This is a genomic window from Streptomyces sp. NPDC058307 (genome assembly GCF_042880295.1).
Taxonomy (GTDB): domain Bacteria; phylum Actinomycetota; class Actinomycetes; order Streptomycetales; family Streptomycetaceae; genus Streptomyces.
The window spans coordinates 1-15,655 of sequence record NZ_JBHVYZ010000110.1; the positions used below are offsets into that span (position 1 = coordinate 1).

Annotated in this window: 13 protein-coding genes and 1 pseudogene; 11 read left to right on the forward strand and 3 right to left on the reverse strand. The window is 68.8% G+C overall.

Going from position 1 to position 15,655, the window contains the following annotated elements; all coding sequences use genetic code 11:
• A partial coding sequence (locus ACFVYN_RS39825; RefSeq protein WP_390007495.1) for a sensor histidine kinase occupies positions 1-850 on the reverse strand: 850 nt, incomplete at its 3' end.
• Positions 851-1,101: 251 nt separating this feature from the next.
• On the opposite strand from ACFVYN_RS39825, the gene ACFVYN_RS39830 reads away from it, so the two are divergent.
• On the forward strand, positions 1,102-1,512 hold the full coding sequence (locus ACFVYN_RS39830; protein ID WP_390007497.1) for a hypothetical protein: 411 nt from the start codon (positions 1,102-1,104) through the stop codon (positions 1,510-1,512).
• Positions 1,513-2,320: 808 nt separating this feature from the next.
• Here the strand turns inward: ACFVYN_RS39830 and ACFVYN_RS39835 are convergent.
• Both ACFVYN_RS39835 and ACFVYN_RS39840 read right to left on the reverse strand, forming a co-directional pair.
• The gene (locus tag ACFVYN_RS39835; RefSeq protein WP_390007499.1) at positions 2,321-5,479 is read right to left on the reverse strand and encodes a DUF1349 domain-containing protein; all 3,159 of its coding nucleotides are present in this window, start codon (positions 5,477-5,479) and stop codon (positions 2,321-2,323) included.
• Positions 5,480-5,771: 292 nt separating this feature from the next.
• Positions 5,772-6,539: a FadR/GntR family transcriptional regulator gene (locus ACFVYN_RS39840; protein WP_390007502.1), complete on the reverse strand. Its 768-nt coding sequence runs from the start codon at positions 6,537-6,539 to the stop codon at positions 5,772-5,774.
• Positions 6,540-6,667: 128 nt separating this feature from the next.
• Here ACFVYN_RS39840 and ACFVYN_RS39845 point away from each other — a divergent pair, with 128 nt between their 5' ends.
• The 10 genes and pseudogenes from ACFVYN_RS39845 to ACFVYN_RS39890 form a co-directional block, all read left to right on the forward strand.
• Positions 6,668-7,783, forward strand: coding sequence for an enolase C-terminal domain-like protein (locus ACFVYN_RS39845; RefSeq protein WP_352383636.1), 1,116 nt, complete (start codon positions 6,668-6,670; stop codon positions 7,781-7,783).
• Between the two features lie 94 nt (positions 7,784-7,877).
• On the forward strand, positions 7,878-9,242 hold the full coding sequence (locus ACFVYN_RS39850; RefSeq protein ID WP_390007505.1) for an ABC transporter substrate-binding protein: 1,365 nt from the start codon (positions 7,878-7,880) through the stop codon (positions 9,240-9,242).
• 12 nt (positions 9,243-9,254) lie between these two features.
• Positions 9,255-10,175: a carbohydrate ABC transporter permease gene (locus ACFVYN_RS39855; RefSeq protein WP_390007508.1), complete on the forward strand. Its 921-nt coding sequence runs from the start codon at positions 9,255-9,257 to the stop codon at positions 10,173-10,175.
• A gap of 77 nt (positions 10,176-10,252) precedes the next feature.
• Complete coding sequence (locus ACFVYN_RS39860) at positions 10,253-11,137, forward strand: carbohydrate ABC transporter permease (RefSeq protein ID WP_352384356.1); 885 nt, start codon at positions 10,253-10,255, stop codon at positions 11,135-11,137.
• A gap of 85 nt (positions 11,138-11,222) precedes the next feature.
• Positions 11,223-11,561 (forward strand): L-rhamnose mutarotase, encoded by a 339-nt coding sequence (locus ACFVYN_RS39865; RefSeq protein ID WP_390007511.1) that lies wholly within the window; start codon positions 11,223-11,225, stop codon positions 11,559-11,561.
• Positions 11,562-11,629: 68 nt separating this feature from the next.
• Positions 11,630-12,481, forward strand: a complete 852-nt coding sequence (locus ACFVYN_RS39870) for a fumarylacetoacetate hydrolase family protein (RefSeq protein ID WP_390007514.1) — start codon at positions 11,630-11,632, stop codon at positions 12,479-12,481.
• A 20-nt stretch (positions 12,482-12,501) separates the two neighbouring features.
• The gene (locus ACFVYN_RS39875; protein ID WP_390007519.1) at positions 12,502-13,260 is read left to right on the forward strand and encodes an SDR family NAD(P)-dependent oxidoreductase; all 759 of its coding nucleotides are present in this window, start codon (positions 12,502-12,504) and stop codon (positions 13,258-13,260) included.
• Positions 13,257-14,330, forward strand: a complete 1,074-nt coding sequence (locus tag ACFVYN_RS39880) for an aldo/keto reductase (protein ID WP_390007516.1) — start codon at positions 13,257-13,259, stop codon at positions 14,328-14,330. The genes ACFVYN_RS39875 and ACFVYN_RS39880 overlap by 4 nt, the downstream gene beginning before the upstream one ends.
• Positions 14,305-15,213 (forward strand): amidohydrolase family protein, encoded by a 909-nt coding sequence (locus ACFVYN_RS39885; protein WP_390007521.1) that lies wholly within the window; start codon positions 14,305-14,307, stop codon positions 15,211-15,213. The genes ACFVYN_RS39880 and ACFVYN_RS39885 overlap by 26 nt, the downstream gene beginning before the upstream one ends.
• A pseudogene (locus tag ACFVYN_RS39890) lies at positions 15,204-15,326 on the forward strand (heterodisulfide reductase-related iron-sulfur binding cluster); the annotation flags it as partial. The gene ACFVYN_RS39885 and the pseudogene ACFVYN_RS39890, both read left to right, overlap by 10 nt.
• Positions 15,327-15,655: the final 329 nt, after the last annotated feature.

Sequence of the window (15,655 nt, forward strand, 5' to 3'; positions counted from 1 at the left end):
CGAACGGGGCACCCGTGATCCGGACCTCGACGGAGACACCCGCGGCTTCGACGCGCCGGGCCAGTTGGTCCAGCCGCCCGAGACCGGGGGCCGCGGTGTGGTCGCCCGCTCCTTCCTCCTCCCGGGCACGCTCGGGCCTTTCCCTGAGCACGACCAGCATGCGGCGCATTTCCGCCATGGCCTCGTGGGCGCTGCCCGCGATGGTCTCCAGCGCTGTGCGGGCCGTCCTCGGATCGGAGGTGAAGACATATCCGGCCAGGCCCGTCTGCACGGAGATCACCGACACGTGGTGGGCGATCACGTCGTGCAGTTCACGGGCTATCTTCATGCGCTCGGCCATGACGGCCCGCTGCTCCTTCTCCTTCTGCCTCAGGCGCAGTTGCTCGGTGAGCACCGCGAGCCGCTCGCCGCGCTCCGCGAGCCGACGGGCCCGGTCGCCGGTCACCCAGGCGACAGCGACCATCACGATCACGAAGGCCACACTGAACGGGCCGCTCCCGGGCTCGGCGAGCCGCGTGCCCCACAGCAGCACGAGCAACGATGCGGCGGCGCACTGCGCAGCGACCCTGCGCGGGCACTGCGCCGCGACGGTGTAGAGCGCCAGGCCCAGTCCGCTGACAACGACCACGTGGTAGTAGGCCAGGGTGAAGTAACACAGCACACAGGCCGCCGTGCCGATGAGCACGGTCAGGGGAGCCCGTCGGCGCACGGCCAGCGGAAGATAGACCAGGGCGATCAGCACGTAGGCCCACACATCGGTGTGCCGCCAGTAGCCATGCGGGTCGGGCAGGTTGCGCAACGCGGTGCTCGAGATCCAGACCGACACCACCGCGTAGACGATGTCCGCCACCTGTGGGAAGACCTGGCGAACCGCCCGACTCCACGTGCGCTGCCCGAACATCGTCCGAGCCTAGGCCCCAAGCGACCGCTCCACCCTGCTTTCCACCACAGCTACACCCCGAGTTGTACACCGCCAACCACCCTGGTTGCAGGCGCAGTTCAACCCACGGTTGGGCGAGGGGGAACAGCCCTTCCGGCTAGCTTTCGTACACCCGGGCAACCCCGCCTCGGACAGGCCCTGCTTTGGATGGGATCAAATCCATGAACCGTGTACGCAGTCTCGCCACTGCCGCCATTATCACCGGCACCTTGCTGGGCGGTGGCATGTCGACGGCGACCTCGGCGGCCGCTTCCGCACAGTCGATCGACTACATCGCCGGCAAGGATACCTACGCAGGAAGCTGCAAGGGCTGGTTGAACCGTGACTCCAGCAACGGCTACGTACAAGCCCTCGGCCAGTCATGGAACAACAACCAGTGTGTTGTGTACCTGGAGCGCATGCGCCTCGGCTCTGACGGCTACGGCTGGACGCCGGTATCGAGCAGCTACTTCCTGCTGAACTCCACGGCTGCGACTGGCTTCCACTGGAACGGCACGGACGCCGCCTCGCACGTCTGCATCGACAACTCAACGACCGGACAAAAGCACGTCTGCGGGGACGCGGCTTGGTAAGCCAGTAGGCACTGTGGACTGAAACCGTTCTGGGTTCGGTGGAAAATCTACCGACCCAGGACGGTCCAACGCGTGGTCCCTGTCGCTCTCTGGGAGACCTGCCGGTTGGCACCACTCGCGGACGGCGCTTCCACCGCTGTCGTTCTCGGCGATGCAGGTGGGCAGTGGTCCCACGGTGTCTCAGATCCAGGTCGCGTCGACACCTCGCCGATGAGTTCGCGCAGGGACACGAGCAGCGGATCCAGACCGTTCAGGCAAAGCTGATGCCCCGCCACCCAAAAATGAACGTTCCCGCAGGTCACAGCCTGCACAGGTGAGGCGGGTGGGACTCGAACCCACGGCGACGGATTATGAGTCCCTTGGGAATCTTGGCGGCCCTTGCCGATCATTGCCGATTCACGCCGTTCTTGCAGGTCAGACGTGCTGATCCGTGTCAGACGTAGGCCACAGCAGCAGCTGCGGCCGACCGGGCCTGTGGTCGGCAGGCGGCCGGGAAGGGGACGGGTGCGGGGGTGTCCGTGCGGGCGTCGCCACCCCGGAGTTCCGGCAGTCGGTGGTCGAACGCCGGTACGGCGGCGGGGCTGCCCTCGATACGGCGGGCGGAGTCTGCGGAGTCTTTCCAGCCACGTGCTTGCCCCGGCGATGCGGCCGTCAACGGTCTGCGCGTTCCAGGGATGGGTGGGGCGCCACCGATGCCGCGGGTGTGGGGTTGCGCTGCCGCACGGAGTTCGGCGCGGACATGACGGATCTCCGCGTGGTGGTGCGGAAGCCGCACCACCACGCGGAGATCGTGTCCCGAACCGCTTCGTCAGCTGACGGAGAACTGGCTGAAGTTCGCGGTGCCGATGGTTCCGGCGTGGGCCGTGGAGAACATGCCCGCGTCCAAGGTGCTGTTCGCCCCGGTCAGGGTGGCGGTGCCGACAGTGGTCCAGGTGGCCCCGTCGGCGGAGTAGGAGCCGGTGACCGACGTGCCGCTCCTGACCAGGCGGAGCCAGACCGGGGCGATGGCGCTGGTTCCGGTCCTGAGGACGTTGGTGTCGAGGTAGCCGTCACTGTTGGAGTCGTACGACAGGGCGATTCCGTTGCCGGGGGTGGTGGCGAGGGCGAGGTACCCGGTGGACGAGCCGGCGGAGGCGATGTCGTTTCGCAGCATGAGGCCGGCTTTGGCCCAGCTGTTGGTGTTGTCCTGACGGGTGACGCGGACGGTGACGGTCGAGGACGTTCCAGCGGCCCCCGTCTGGTAGGCCGCGGCATACTCGTCGTCGTATGCCGTGCCGGAGCGCCACACGTCGATGCCCGCGCTGGTCAGGGAGGTCACTCCGCCGCTTTGGCTGACGGCGGCCGGAATCGAACTGTATGCCTTGTAGGGAGAGGTGACGATTCGCAGGTTGCTGAATGTCGCGCTGCCGGCGGTGGTGCTGTGGGCTGTGTGGATGACGCCGGCATCCTGGGTGGCCGCCATGGACGGCAGGGTCACCGTGGAGCCGACCTGGGTGAAGGTGGATCCGTCGGTGGAGTAGTAGGCGGACACCTGGGTGGCGGTGCGGGTGAGCCGCAACCAGACCGGCGCCTTGACGGTGGCAGCGGTGGACGTGAGCTGGTCGAGGTAGCCGTCGGCGTTGGAGTCCCGCTGGAAGCTGACGCCGTTGTTCGGGGTCACCACCACAGCCGCGTATCCGGCGGAGGAGCCGTTACCCGTGAGGTCGTTGCGCAGGACGACGCCGGCCTTGGCCCACCCGTTGCTGTTGTCCACGTTGTCGACCCGGGCGGTCACCGAGGTGCCGTCGACAGCTGCCCCCGCCTGGTAGACGGTGCCATAGGCGTCGTCATGCTGTCCGCCCGCGCCCCAGATGTCCGCGCCCGCGTCGGTGATGGCGAAGCGGCCGCCGCCCTGGCCGACGTTGGCCGCAGTGGAGGAGTAGGCACTGTAGGGGAAGCTGACGGGGTCGGTGGTCAGCGGACGGTACAGCGGCTGGATGCCGGCACTGTCCATGACCGTCCTGGCGCCCGACGGCCAGTTGCCGTTGCCGACGACGACGGTGCCGCTGACCACGTCACCGCGGCCGTTGGTGTTGGTGATGTTCGCGGAACTGTTGTTCGTCCAGTTGTCGGCGAGGGTCAGGGCGCCGGTGTTGTTGGTCGAGCTGCTGTTCTCGTGGCCCCAACTGCCGGTGTTGCGGAAGACGTTGTTGGTGTCCGTGAAGTTCCGGGAGCCCTCGTCGTGGTAGAAGCCGAACCAACCGCCGTTGCTGTGGCAGTAGTTGCGTTCGAAGGTGCTGCCCGGTGACGCCGACAGGGTGTACATGCAGCCGCCGTCGGTCATCTGCTGCATGAGGTCGTGGATGTAGTTGTCGGTGACGTGGTTGTTGGCGGCGGTGGTCGCGGTCGTGTAGGTGGGCTGGTAGTTGTACAGGCCCCGGTTGACGTAGTCCTGGCTGCCACCGATGTCGTTGGCGCCCCAGCCGTAGCCGATGGTGAGGCCGGAGTAGGGCAGGTTGTACACCTCGTTGTGCGAGACCGTCGCGCCGTTCACGTAGGTGACGAGGATGGCCGACATGTCGCGGTATTCCAGCGCCACGTCGTGGATGAGGTTGTTGCTCAGCGTGATGTTCCGGTTGGTCATCCGGTTGTCACTGGGGTGGTGCGCGTCCGCCTGAAGACCGCCGACGGCGATGCCGCCGCCCGCGTCCTGGGTGAAGACGTTGCCGGTCGCGGTGATGGTGTCGGCGCCGAGTCCCACGCCGGTGGTGTGGGCGTTGGCGTCGTTGCCGATCCCGAGGGCGCTCTGTCCGAGCTGGGTGAACCGGTTACCGGTGAACGTGATGTGGTCGGCGGCCGAGACCTGGACGGCGGAGGGCATCTGCTCCCAGTGCGGGCGTGTCGCCTCGAAGAGCGGGCAGCCGCTCTGGCAGGAGGTCAGCGCGTCCGACGGACGGTCCCAGGTACCGGCGAGGTAGGCGCCGGTCTGCTGGCTGGCGTAGCCGCCGGTGGTGGGGTCCAGCCAGCTGGTACCCGAGAACTGCAGGCCTGAGAAGGCGATGTGGGTGGCGGGTGAGGAGTAGGTCCCTCCGACGTTGACGAGCGACTGCAGCTTCGGCACCTCGACGTCGGCCGTGCTCATGTCCTGCCCGGAGAGCGGCTTGTAGTACAGGGTGCCGGCAGTGGTGTCGAGGTACCACTCACCGGCCGTGTCGAGGAACTCGTAGGCGTTCTCGATGTAGAGGGGGCCGGCCCGGAAGGGGCTGGTCAGGGTGTCGTAGCCGAACGTGTTGTTGTCCCACGAGGGCTGGGCCATGGTGATGGTGCCGCTGCTGATGCCGGTCACCGGGGCGTAGCGGTCGGTGAAGGACCCGATGCCGTGGATCTCCGTCCGGCCGGGCTGCGTGAGGCTGTTGAGGTAGCTCAGCGAGCTGTTGGTGAAGGTGTAGCCGCTGGTGGTCGCGGTCAGGTCCGAGCGGTTGACCGCGGTGCGGGCCCTGGTGGCCAGGACGCCGTCGACGGAGAGGTGGCGCGTGTCGAAGCCTGTGCCGACGTTGCTCTTCCAGATGTTCTTGGCCGGATCCTGCACGGTCCAGCCGGTGGCCTTCTGTGCTCCGGTGACGACGGGGTGGGCGCCCAGTGCGGCCTGCCAGTTCACCGTGTGCCCGCCGGTGCCGGAGTCCGCCGACGTGAACGTGAGCGGCGCGGAGAGTCGGTAGGTGCCGTCGGCGAGCTGGACGGTGATGTCGGCCGTCATGGCACTGTTGAGCGCCCGCACGTTGGTCTTGGCCTGGGTGATGGAGCACGGCTGGCTCGCGGAGCAGGTGGTGCCGGAGCCGCTCGGCGAGGCGTAGAGCGTCGTGCCGGCAGCGAAGGCGGGGCTCGCCTGGACGAGGACTGCGGCGGTCGAGGCGGTGAGCACCGCGGCTGTGGCCAGCCATGTTCTGAGCCGTTCGGGAACCGCGGGACGGATGCGGGCTGTTCGCACGTGACACCTTCCGGGTGGTTCAGAGGGACCTGCGGTGCCCGTGGCGGGCAGGAGAGAGCCCAGAGGCACAGGAGGGGAAGGGAAATAGGGCTGTAACATTAGACGTCATATGAATTTCGTCAAGAGATCGCACATGCCGACTCGGTCGGAGTTGGCCGTGGGCGGCCCGGGCATGCGAACGCCCCCGGCCTGTCGGCTCGGGGGCAGGTTCGGCGCGGACGCTCTCAGGAGGCGTGGGGAGGCAGGAGGCGTGAGGACTCAGGAGCCGTGGGGGCTCAGGAGGCAGGGGAGCTCAGGAGGCCGGGGAGCTCACGTTGGGCAGGCGGCGGCGGCTCCACGCGGTCTGGATGTGAGCCGCCATGGCCTGCGCGGCCCCGTCGGAGTCCCGGGCCAGCAGCCGCTCGGCGACTGCGCGGTGCTCCGCGTTGGCCCGCTCGCACGCGGTCGCGTCCGGTGTGCCGTTGTACAGGTACGTCGTGCGCGCCTGGGCATGGAGGATGCGGATGATGGAACGGCCGAGCCTGTTGCGGGACGCCTGCAGGATCCGGTCGTGGAAGGCCACATCGGTCTCGATGAAGCGTGCCGGGACGGCGGTCTCCTCGTCGAGCCGGGCGAGCAGCCGCTCGATGTCTCGTAGGTCGTCGTCGGTGGCCAGCTCCGCGGCCTGAGCCGTCATCTGAGCCTCCAGCGTCGACCGGATGTCGACCAATTGGTCGAGGACGACGAGCTGGTCGTCGTGCTGGACGGTCGCAGCGAGCACGACAGGGTCGAGGAGGTTCCATTCTTCCGGCGGGGTGACGGTGGTGCCGTAGCCCTGCCGGGCGAGGACGAGCCCCTTGGCCTCCAGGGACTTGACCGCCTCGCGGATGGTGATGCGGCTGACGCCGAACGTCTCGCAGAGCTCCGGTTCCACGGGCAGGGTCGAACCCGGAGGAATGGCGCCCGACACGATCGTGTCGGTCAGGCTCTCCATGACGGCCTGCGCCAGTCGGGCCGGACGCTTGGGCCAGGGCTTGAGAACGGGCGGCTCTCCTGCTCTGCCGGCGCTGTCCTGGGCCATGTGTGTCCCCCTTGCTGGTGCGGATGACGGAGATTCTACTGCGCGGGACTTCTTGACAGCATTCGTATGACGACTTACGTTACACGAAAATTTCGCAGCATTACTTCCCGCTCCAAGGGGTGCAAGCCGTGCGCGTTACCGAAGTCGAGTGCCATCCGGTCCGGGTGCCGGGAGTCAGTCCGCCCTTCGTCTGGCGGGACGGACTCCTGGGCAGCCCGTCCGAGGGCGAGGCCGCGGTGCTGCGCATCCGCACGGACGAAGGGGCGGAGGGGGTGGCGATGTCCCCTCGCCGGGGCAGCGGGGTCATCCTCAGGGACCTGCTGGACCGCGTACTGCGCAAGGAGCTGGTGGGACAGGACCCCTTGCAGCGGGAATGGCTCTGGCACCGCATGTGGGAGCTGGACCGCACGGAGGAGCTACCGCTCTACCTGCTGGGGCTGGTCGACACCGCGCTGTGGGACCTGGCCGGACGCCTCGCCGACCGGCCCACCTGGCAGATGCTCGGCGGCTACCGCACCTCGATACCCGCCTACGCCTCCACCGTCACCTACTCCTCCATCGAGGAGTACCTGGACATCGCCGACCAGGCCCTGGAGCTGGGCTACCCCGCCATCAAGCTCCACGCCTGGGGTGACGCCCGCCGCGACGCCCGCCTGTCGGTGGCCCTGCGTGAACACGTGGGGGACGACATCCCGCTGATGTTCGACGGGTCGGCGGGCTTCGACCTCCCCGACGCGATCCGTCTCGGGCACGCCCTCTCGGACGCCGACTACCTCTGGTACGAGGAGCCGATGAGGGAGTTCAGTGTCACCGCGTACAAGCGCCTGGCCGACGCGGTGGCCGTCCCCCTCCTCGTGGCCGAGACCTCCGACGGGGCGCACATGAACTCGGCCGACTTCATCCAGGCCGGCGCCGCCACCTTCGGAGTCCGCGCCTCCACCCAACTGCGCGGCGGCTTCACCGGCGCGATGCGCACCGCCCACCTCGCCGACGCCTACCGGCTGCGCGCCGAGGTGCACGGGCCGGAGATCCCCAACCGGCACCTGTGCATGGCCATCTCGAACACCACGTATTACGAGTCGCTGGTCATGGGCAACCCCATCAGTCGCGAAAGCGGCATCGACGCCCACGGCCTCGTTCATGCCCCCACCGGTCCGGGCGTCGCCCTTCCGGCGGGCTTGGACTACCCTCCCGCACTTCAGGGATTTGTCGACAAGGAGACCGTCACTCCGCCCCGGGCCTGACGACCGGAGCCGCAGGCCCGACCGCCTGACTCGAACACCCCGAACGCGGCGCCTCTCCCTGTTGTGCGCCATTTCCCAAGATCCGAGGTCAGACATGAACAACGACGTTCCGGTTTCCTCCCGCCGCCAGCTCAGACACACGGCAGTCGCCGTCCTGGGCGCCTTCTCCCTGCTCGCGCTCGCCGCCTGCGGCAGCGCGGACCCCACGCCCACGGCGACTTCCTCCCCCGCCGCCTTCAAGCCTGTCGCGCAGCAGGAAGGCAGCGAGATCACGGTCTGGGCGGACGCCGCCCGTGTGCCCGGCGTGCAGGCGTACCAGAAGGCGCACCCCGACGTGAAGCTGAAGATCGTCACGTACAGCGGCGACGCCAACGGGGCCAACGACCTGCAGACCAAGGTGCAGCTGTTCGACCGGACCGGCAGCGGGTGGCCCGACGTCGCCTTCAGCGCCAACGTCAACGACGGCACCTGGGCCTCCCAGGGCAAGACGCCCTACGCCGCGCCCGTCAACCAGGACGTGATCTCCCCGTCCACGCTGCAGGGCTTCGCGGACGGCGCGCTGAATCCCTGCACCTTCAACGGCAACACCTACTGCCTCCGGAACGACCTGGCCCAGAACGTGCTCTGGTACAACAAGTCCCTCATGGACAAGTTCGGGTACGAGGTCCCGACCACCTGGGAGGAGTACCAGGCACTCGGCGAGAAGGTCGCCAAGGAGCACCCCGGCTACCTGGTCGGCACCGCCGGGGACGCCTGGAGCCCCGAGGTGTACTTCTGGGCGAGCCAGTGCCCTGCCGGCACGGCGACCGGTGCCAAGAAGGTCAAGGTCGACCTGCGGGATTCCAAGTGCACCCGGATGGCCAAGCTGCTCGACGGCCTGATCGCCAAGGGATCGGTCGCCAAGGACACCGTCTTCAGCGCCGGCTTCATCAAGAACCAGGCGAGCAAGGTCCTCATGCTCCCCGGCCCGTCCTGGTACGGACAGGTGCTCTTCAACTCCACCTTCAAGATCCCCAAGGGGCAGATCGCCGCCGCCTCACCGCTGAAGTTCGAGGGCGACGACAAGAACTACACCGGCAACGTCGGCGGCGGACTGTGGTTCGTCTCCTCCCACAGCAAGAACCTCAAGGCGGCCTCCGACCTGGTCAGCTGGATGACGACCTCCGACGACTACCAGGCCACCGCGGCCACCTACCCCGCGTACAAGAAGGCAGCCGTCGCCTGGCTCGCCGGCCAGAAGAAGACCGGCTACTTCGCCGAGGACGTCGGCCCCGTCTTCCAGGAGGCGGCGGAACTCATCTGGCCCGGCTGGTCCGCCACCCAGTACAGCCAGGAGGCGATCTACTCCTCCACCGTGATCCCCGCCCTGAACTCGGGCAAGACCCTCACGGACACCCTGGGCACCTGGCAGACGGCCATCACCGACAAGGCCAAGTCCCTCGGATACACCGTCAACTAGCGAAGCGGACCGATGACCACCCACCTCGCAACGGAGCGGAGCGGCCGCCGCGGCGGCCGTTCGGCCCGCAACCCGGTCGGACGCGCCGGTTACGTCTTCGTCTCCGGCTATGTCCTCCTCCTGCTCGCCTTCGGCGTCCTGCCCACCTGCTACGCGGTGTGGCTGGCGCTGTCCAACTCCCGCAACCAACTCGTCGGAATCGGCAACTTCACCCGGACGTTCAGTGACTACCGCTTCGGACCGGCCTTCCTCCACATCGGCCTCTACCTGGTGGTGTGGCTGGCCGGCCTGATGATCCTGGTGGTGCTGCTCTCCCTGATGCTGCACGGCCGCATGCGCAGGGCCTCCACCAGCCTGCGGTTCCTGTTCTACCTGCCGGGTGCCCTCGCCGGGGTGGCGAGCGTACTGCTCTTCCTGATCCTCCTCGACCCGGCTGCCAGTCCCGTCGGCTGGCTGCTGAAGGGCTTCGGCTGGAACACCCTCGCCCAGGTCAACGCCCCCGGGCACCTGCCGGTGCTCTTCACCGTCATCGCCTTCTGGACCGGGGCCGGCGGGTGGATCGTGGTGATGTACGGCGCGCTCAACAGCATCCCGGACGAGATCCTGGAGGCCGCCCGCATCGACGGCGCCAGTACGCTCCAGATCGCCCTGCGCATCCAGATCCCGATGATCACCAAGTGGATCGCGTACATGCTGATCCTGGCCTTCGCGGCCGGCACCCAGCTCTTCGTCGAGCCGCAACTGGTCTCCCTCGCCAGCTGGGGCATGATCCCCGACAGCTGGTCACCGAACCAGCTGTCCTACCAGTACGCCTTCCAGGCAGGCGACTTCAACGGCGCGGCGGCGCTCTCCGTCGACCTTCTCGTCCTGGGCCTCGCCTGCGCGGCGCTCGTCGTGTTCCGTACCGGCCTGTTCGACAGGGACGAACGATGACCACAGCTCCCACGACCGCGGCTCGCCGAACCCCGCCACCCCGTACCGCCGGCGCCCCCACCAGCCCGAGGAAGCCCATGCGCCACAAGCGCCGCCCAAGCTCACTGGCCGCCCGGCTGGCCTGGCTCATCGTCATGGGCCTGGCCGTGCTGTTCTTCTGTGTGCCGGTGGTGTGGCTCCTGCTGGCCACGACCAAGACCGACGGCCAGATCGTGCGGGACAACCCGTTCTCCTTCGGCTCCCTCACCGCGATCGCCGACGCCTGGCACCACCTCTACGCCTTCCAGGAAGGCGCCATCCTCACCTGGCTGAAGAACTCGGCGCTCTACACCTTCGGCGCACTGGCCATCACCCTCGTGACATCGATCCCCGCCGGGTACGCGCTGGCCCTCACCCAGTTCATCGGGCGCCGGATGCTGCTGACCATCACCATGCTGGTGATGCTCATGCCGACGGCCGCGATGGTGCTTCCCCTGTACCTGGGGATGAACGCCGTGCACCTGGACGGCACGATCTGGTCGGTGATCCTGCCGTTCTCCTTCTTCCCGTTCGGGGTCTACCTCACCTACATCTACTTCTCCTCCAATGTCCCCTCCGACCTGCTGTCCGCAGCGCGCATCGACGGCTGCTCGGAGTGGCAGGTCTTCCGCCTCGTCGCGATGCCGCTGGCCAAGCCCGTGATCGCCCTGGTCGGCTTCTTCAACTTCGTCGGCAACTGGAACAACTTCTTCCTGCCGTTCGTGATGCTGCCCGACAGCTCCCAATACCCGGCGCAGGTGGGGCTGAACAACCTGCTCGCCGCCTCGCCGCTGTTCAACACCTCCAGCGGCGCGGGAAACCAGATCATGCGACCCGAACTGGCGCTGGCCACCCTGGTGACCATCGTGCCGGTCCTGATCGTCTTCCTCTTCTCCCAACGCGCTCTGGTGTCCGGCATGCTCGCCGGCGCGACCAAGGAGTGAGGCGGCAGCTGCCCCCTCGGCGCCGCGCCGTAGTGGCTAAGCCGCCGTATTGGCGACGCCGCCCACCCTCACCGGAAGGACCCCGATGAAACGGGTTGCCCAGACGATCCGCCTGCGGCCCGAGCACCGTGACCTGTATCTGCGCCTGCACTCCGCGGTCTGGCCGGGCGTCGAGGCCGCGCTGCGGGCCGCGAACATCCGCAACTACAGCATCTTTCTGCGCGAGGACACCCTGTTCGGCTACTTCGAATACCACGGCGACGACTTCGAGGCCGACATGGCCGCTATCGGCGCCGACACGGCCACCCGCGCCTGGTGGGAGCTCACCGGCCCCTGCCAGGAGCCCTGGGCCGATACCGGCACCGGGGGCAGATGGTCGGACCTGACCGAGATCTGGCATCTGAGTGAGTCCGGCACACCGTGACGGTCATCCCTAGTCCCCCATCCCTCGCCCGAGCCACCTGACCACCACCCATGGCAAGGAAACGCCCAGTGAAACTTCTACGAGTCGGCGCGCCCGGCGAGGAGCGTCCCGCAGTCCGCACCGAGGAAGACCGGCTGCTCGACCTGTCCTCCGTGACCTCCGACATCGACGGCGCCTTCCTCGCCTCTGACGGTGTCGACCGGGCCCGAGCGGCGGTCGCGACGGGCAGTCTGCCCGAACTGGATCCGGATGGTGTGCGGATCGGAGCGCCCGTCGCCCGCCCCGGCAAGATCGTCTGCGTCGGTCTGAACTACCGCGGCCATGCCGCCGAGACGGGCGCGGCGATCCCCGCGCGGCCGGTGGTGTTCATGAAGGACCCGGGCACGGTGGTCGGGCCGTACGACGAGGTGCTGATCCCCCGCGGCTCCGTGAAGACCGACTGGGAGGTCGAGCTGGCGGTCGTCATCGGACGGCGGGCCCGCTACCTCGACGGTCCGGAAGCCGCGCGGGCCGTGATCACGGGGTACGCGATCAGCCATGACGTGTCGGAGCGGGAGTTCCAGCTGGAGCACTCCTCGCAGTGGGACCTGGGCAAGTCCTGCGAGACGTTCAACCCGCTCGGACCGTGGCTGGTGACCGCCGACGAGGTCGGCGATCCGCAGGACCTCGGGCTGCACCTGAGCATCAACGGCGTGAAGCGGCAGGACGGCCACACCAGCGACATGATCTTCCCGGTCGACCACATCGTGTCGTACCTGAGCCAGTACATGGTCCTGGAGCCGGGCGACGTGATCAACACCGGTACTCCCGCGGGCGTGGCCCTCGGCCTCCCCGGCACCCCCTACCTCCGCCCCGGCGACACCGTCGAGCTCTCCGTCGACGGCCTCGGCAGCCAGCGCCAGACCTTCGGCCAAGCGTGAAAGGCACCCCTGTGACCAGCATGAGCGGCCTGTCAGGGCTCAGGGCCGTCGTCACCGGCGGCGCGTCCGGCATCGGGCTGGCCACGTCCCGGATGCTGGCCGAGCACGGCGCCACGGTGGCCGTCCTCGACCTCGACCCCTCCGGTATCCCCGAGCCGCTGATCGCCATCAAGGCCGACCTCGGCGACGACGCCTCGGTGCGTATCGCCGTGGAGAGCGCCGCCGGGCAGCTCGGTGGCCTGGACATCCTGGTCAACAACGCGGGCATCGGCGCCGTCGGTACCGTCGAGGACAACCCGGACGAGGAGTGGCACCGCGTCCTCGATGTCAACGTCCTGGGCACGGCGCGCACCACCCGGGCCGCCCTGCCGTATCTACGGCGCTCGTCGCACGCGGCGGTCGTCAACACATGCTCCATCGCGGCCACCGCGGGCCTCCCCCAGCGCGCCCTGTACTCCGCCAGCAAGGGTGCGGTGCTTTCGCTGACCTTGGCGATGGCCGCGGACCATGTCCGTGAGGGCATCCGCGTCAACTGCGTCAACCCCGGCACCGCCGACACACCCTGGGTGACCCGGCTCCTGGACGCCGCGGCCGCCCCGGAGGCGGAACGCGCCGCCCTCGACGCACGCCAGCCCCTGGGCCGCCTGGTCACCGCAGACGAGGTGGCGGCGGCCGTGGTCTACCTGGCGAGCCCCGCTGCGGCCTCCGTCACCGGCATCGCCCTCGCCGTCGACGGTGGCATGCACGGTCTCCGGCTGCGCCTGGCGGTCGGCGCATGAGAGCGACGACGCTGGGCGGCACTGGTGTCATGGTCACCGAGCTGTCGTTCGGGGCCGCCGGCATCGGAAACCTCTTCCGCCCGGTCACCGACGAGGCCGCGTTCGCCGCGGTGGAGGCGGCCTGGGACGCGGGCGTACGCACCTTCGACACCGCCCCGCACTACGGACTCGGTTTGTCCGAGCGACGCATGGGTGCCGCGCTGCGCGGACGCGACCGCGACACGTACACCGTCTCCACCAAGGTCGGGCGGCTGCTCGAACCCCTCCCGGGGGGTGGCCGCGGCGACGATCTCGCCCAGGGCTTCGCCGTGCCCGACACCCACCGCCGCGTCTGGGACTTCAGCTCCGACGGAGTACTGCGCTCCCTGGAAGCGAGCCTGGACCGCCTCGGCCTGGACCGTGTGGACATCGCCCTGCTGCACGACCCGGACCACCACGCCGAGCAGGCCCTCACCGAGGCCTACCCGGTGCTGGAACGGCTGCGCGGTGAAGGCGTCGTCAAGGCGATCGGCATCGGAGTGAACCAGTGCGCGCTCCCCGCCCGCTTTCTGCGGGAGACCGACATCGACGTGGTGCTGCTCGCCGGCCGCTACACCCTGCTGGAGCAGGAGGGGCTCGCAGAGGTACTGCCGGAGGCCGCCGCCCGCGGCAGGAGTGTCATCGTCGGCGGGGTGTTCAACTCGGGCCTGCTCACCGACCCCAAGCCCGGGGCCATGTACGACTACGCGCCCGCCCCACTTCACGTACTCGACCGGGCTCTGCGCATGAAGGCGGTCACCGAACGCGACGGCGTACCGCTGCGCGCAGCCGCTCTGCGCTTCCCGTTCGGACATCCGGCGGTCGCGAGCGTACTGTCCGGTGCGCGTTCGGCCGAGGAGGTCCGGGACACGGTGGATCAGCTGCGGCGAACGGTACCGGCCGCGGTCTGGGACGGACTGCGCGCCGAGGGGCTGCTGCCCCCGCACGTCCCCGTCCCTGCCGCCGCGCCGGTCGACGAAGCCGATCGGCCGATGGAGAAGTCGAGGAGTCGTGGAGGTGACCGTCATGGACATGCAGGCGAACAGCGCTGAGGGTGTCATCGACGCACACCACCACGTGTGGGACCTCTCCGTCCGAGACCAGGACTGGATCACCGGACCGGAACTCGCCCCGCTGCACCGCGACTTCGCGCTCGCCGACCTGGAGCCCGAGGCCCGAGCGGCCGGCGTCACCGCAACGGTCCTGGTCCAGACGATCGAGGTGCCGGAGGAAACGCCCGAGTTCCTGGCCTTGGCCCAGGACAGCGACCTGGTGGCCGGCGTCGTGGGCTGGACCGACCTGACCTCCCCGGATGCCACCCGCGCGCTCGCGGCGCTGCGGGAGGGGCCGGGTGGCGAGTACCTGGTGGGCATCCGACACCAGGTGCAGGGCGAGTCCGACCCTCGCTGGCTGATACGGCCGGACGTACTGCGTGGGCTGGCCGCGGTGGCCGAGGCAGGGCTCGTGTACGACCTGGTCGTCCGGCCCCACCAGCTCGCGGCCGCGCATGAGGCCGCCCGACTGCTTCCCGGCCTCACCTTCGTACTCGATCACGCGGGCAAGCCCCCCGTCGCCTCAGGCGAGCTCCGGCCATGGGCGGACGCGGTGCGCCTGCTGGCCTCGCTGCCCAACACCGTCTGCAAGCTCTCCGGCATGGTGACCGAGGCCGACTGGGGCGAGTGGAGCGTCGAGGACCTACGGCCGTACGCGAACACCGTGCTGGACGCCTTCGGACCGCGGCGGCTGATGTTCGGTTCCGACTGGCCCGTCTGCCGACTGGCCGCCACGTATGCCGAAGTCGTCGCCGCCGCCAAGGAGTTGACGGCCGCACTCCATCCCACCGAACGCCACGAGGTCTTCACCGGCACCGCCCTGCGGACCTACGGCCTGACCGTCACCGGCTCCCCGGCCGCCCAGGAAGCACCATGCGCATAGCTCTGTTCATCACCTGTTTCAACGACATGATGTTCCCCCGCACCGGCCGGGCGGTGACGGAACTGCTGGAACGGCTCGGCCACACCGTCGAGTTCCCGCAGGGCCAGACCTGCCCGGCGGCCTGGACACGTCTGCGCCGCCCCGGCCCCTGTACGGCCCCTGGGCCTTGGCATCGGCCCTCGGGGAGTCGCCCGGCCGGCGAGTGACGACCTCGATCACCCACTCCGCCGCAGGTCAGAGGGGCTGGATCTCTCCGGAACGCTGCCGTACCTCAAACTCATGAGCAGCGTATTCAGTCCGTTAACCTCGATCTTTCTTGAGGGTCCGCCGACGGATTCGGTGGACCCTTTTGCTTTCCGGAGCTGATGCCGGGCAGGCCGGTGGCCCGGCTGTCGCGTCGGGTGGGCGCCGGGTTCCACTGCCCGGGGCGGGTGATGCTGTC

Excerpts from the sequence above, each read along its gene's own strand:
- ACFVYN_RS39830 (WP_390007497.1), top strand. The coding sequence starts at position 1,102 with ATGAACCGTGTACGCAGTCTCGCCACTGCCGCCATTATCACCGGCACC.
- ACFVYN_RS39840 (WP_390007502.1), bottom strand. The coding sequence starts at position 6,539 with ATGGCCCAGGACAGCGCCGGCAGAGCAGGAGAGCCGCCCGTTCTCAAG.
- ACFVYN_RS39850 (WP_390007505.1), top strand. The coding sequence starts at position 7,878 with ATGAACAACGACGTTCCGGTTTCCTCCCGCCGCCAGCTCAGACACACG.
- ACFVYN_RS39855 (WP_390007508.1), top strand. The coding sequence starts at position 9,255 with ATGACCACCCACCTCGCAACGGAGCGGAGCGGCCGCCGCGGCGGCCGT.
- ACFVYN_RS39860 (WP_352384356.1), top strand. The coding sequence starts at position 10,253 with ATGCGCCACAAGCGCCGCCCAAGCTCACTGGCCGCCCGGCTGGCCTGG.
- ACFVYN_RS39865 (WP_390007511.1), top strand. The coding sequence starts at position 11,223 with ATGAAACGGGTTGCCCAGACGATCCGCCTGCGGCCCGAGCACCGTGAC.
- ACFVYN_RS39875 (WP_390007519.1), top strand. The coding sequence starts at position 12,502 with ATGAGCGGCCTGTCAGGGCTCAGGGCCGTCGTCACCGGCGGCGCGTCC.
- ACFVYN_RS39880 (WP_390007516.1), top strand. The coding sequence starts at position 13,257 with ATGAGAGCGACGACGCTGGGCGGCACTGGTGTCATGGTCACCGAGCTG.
- ACFVYN_RS39885 (WP_390007521.1), top strand. The coding sequence starts at position 14,305 with ATGGACATGCAGGCGAACAGCGCTGAGGGTGTCATCGACGCACACCAC.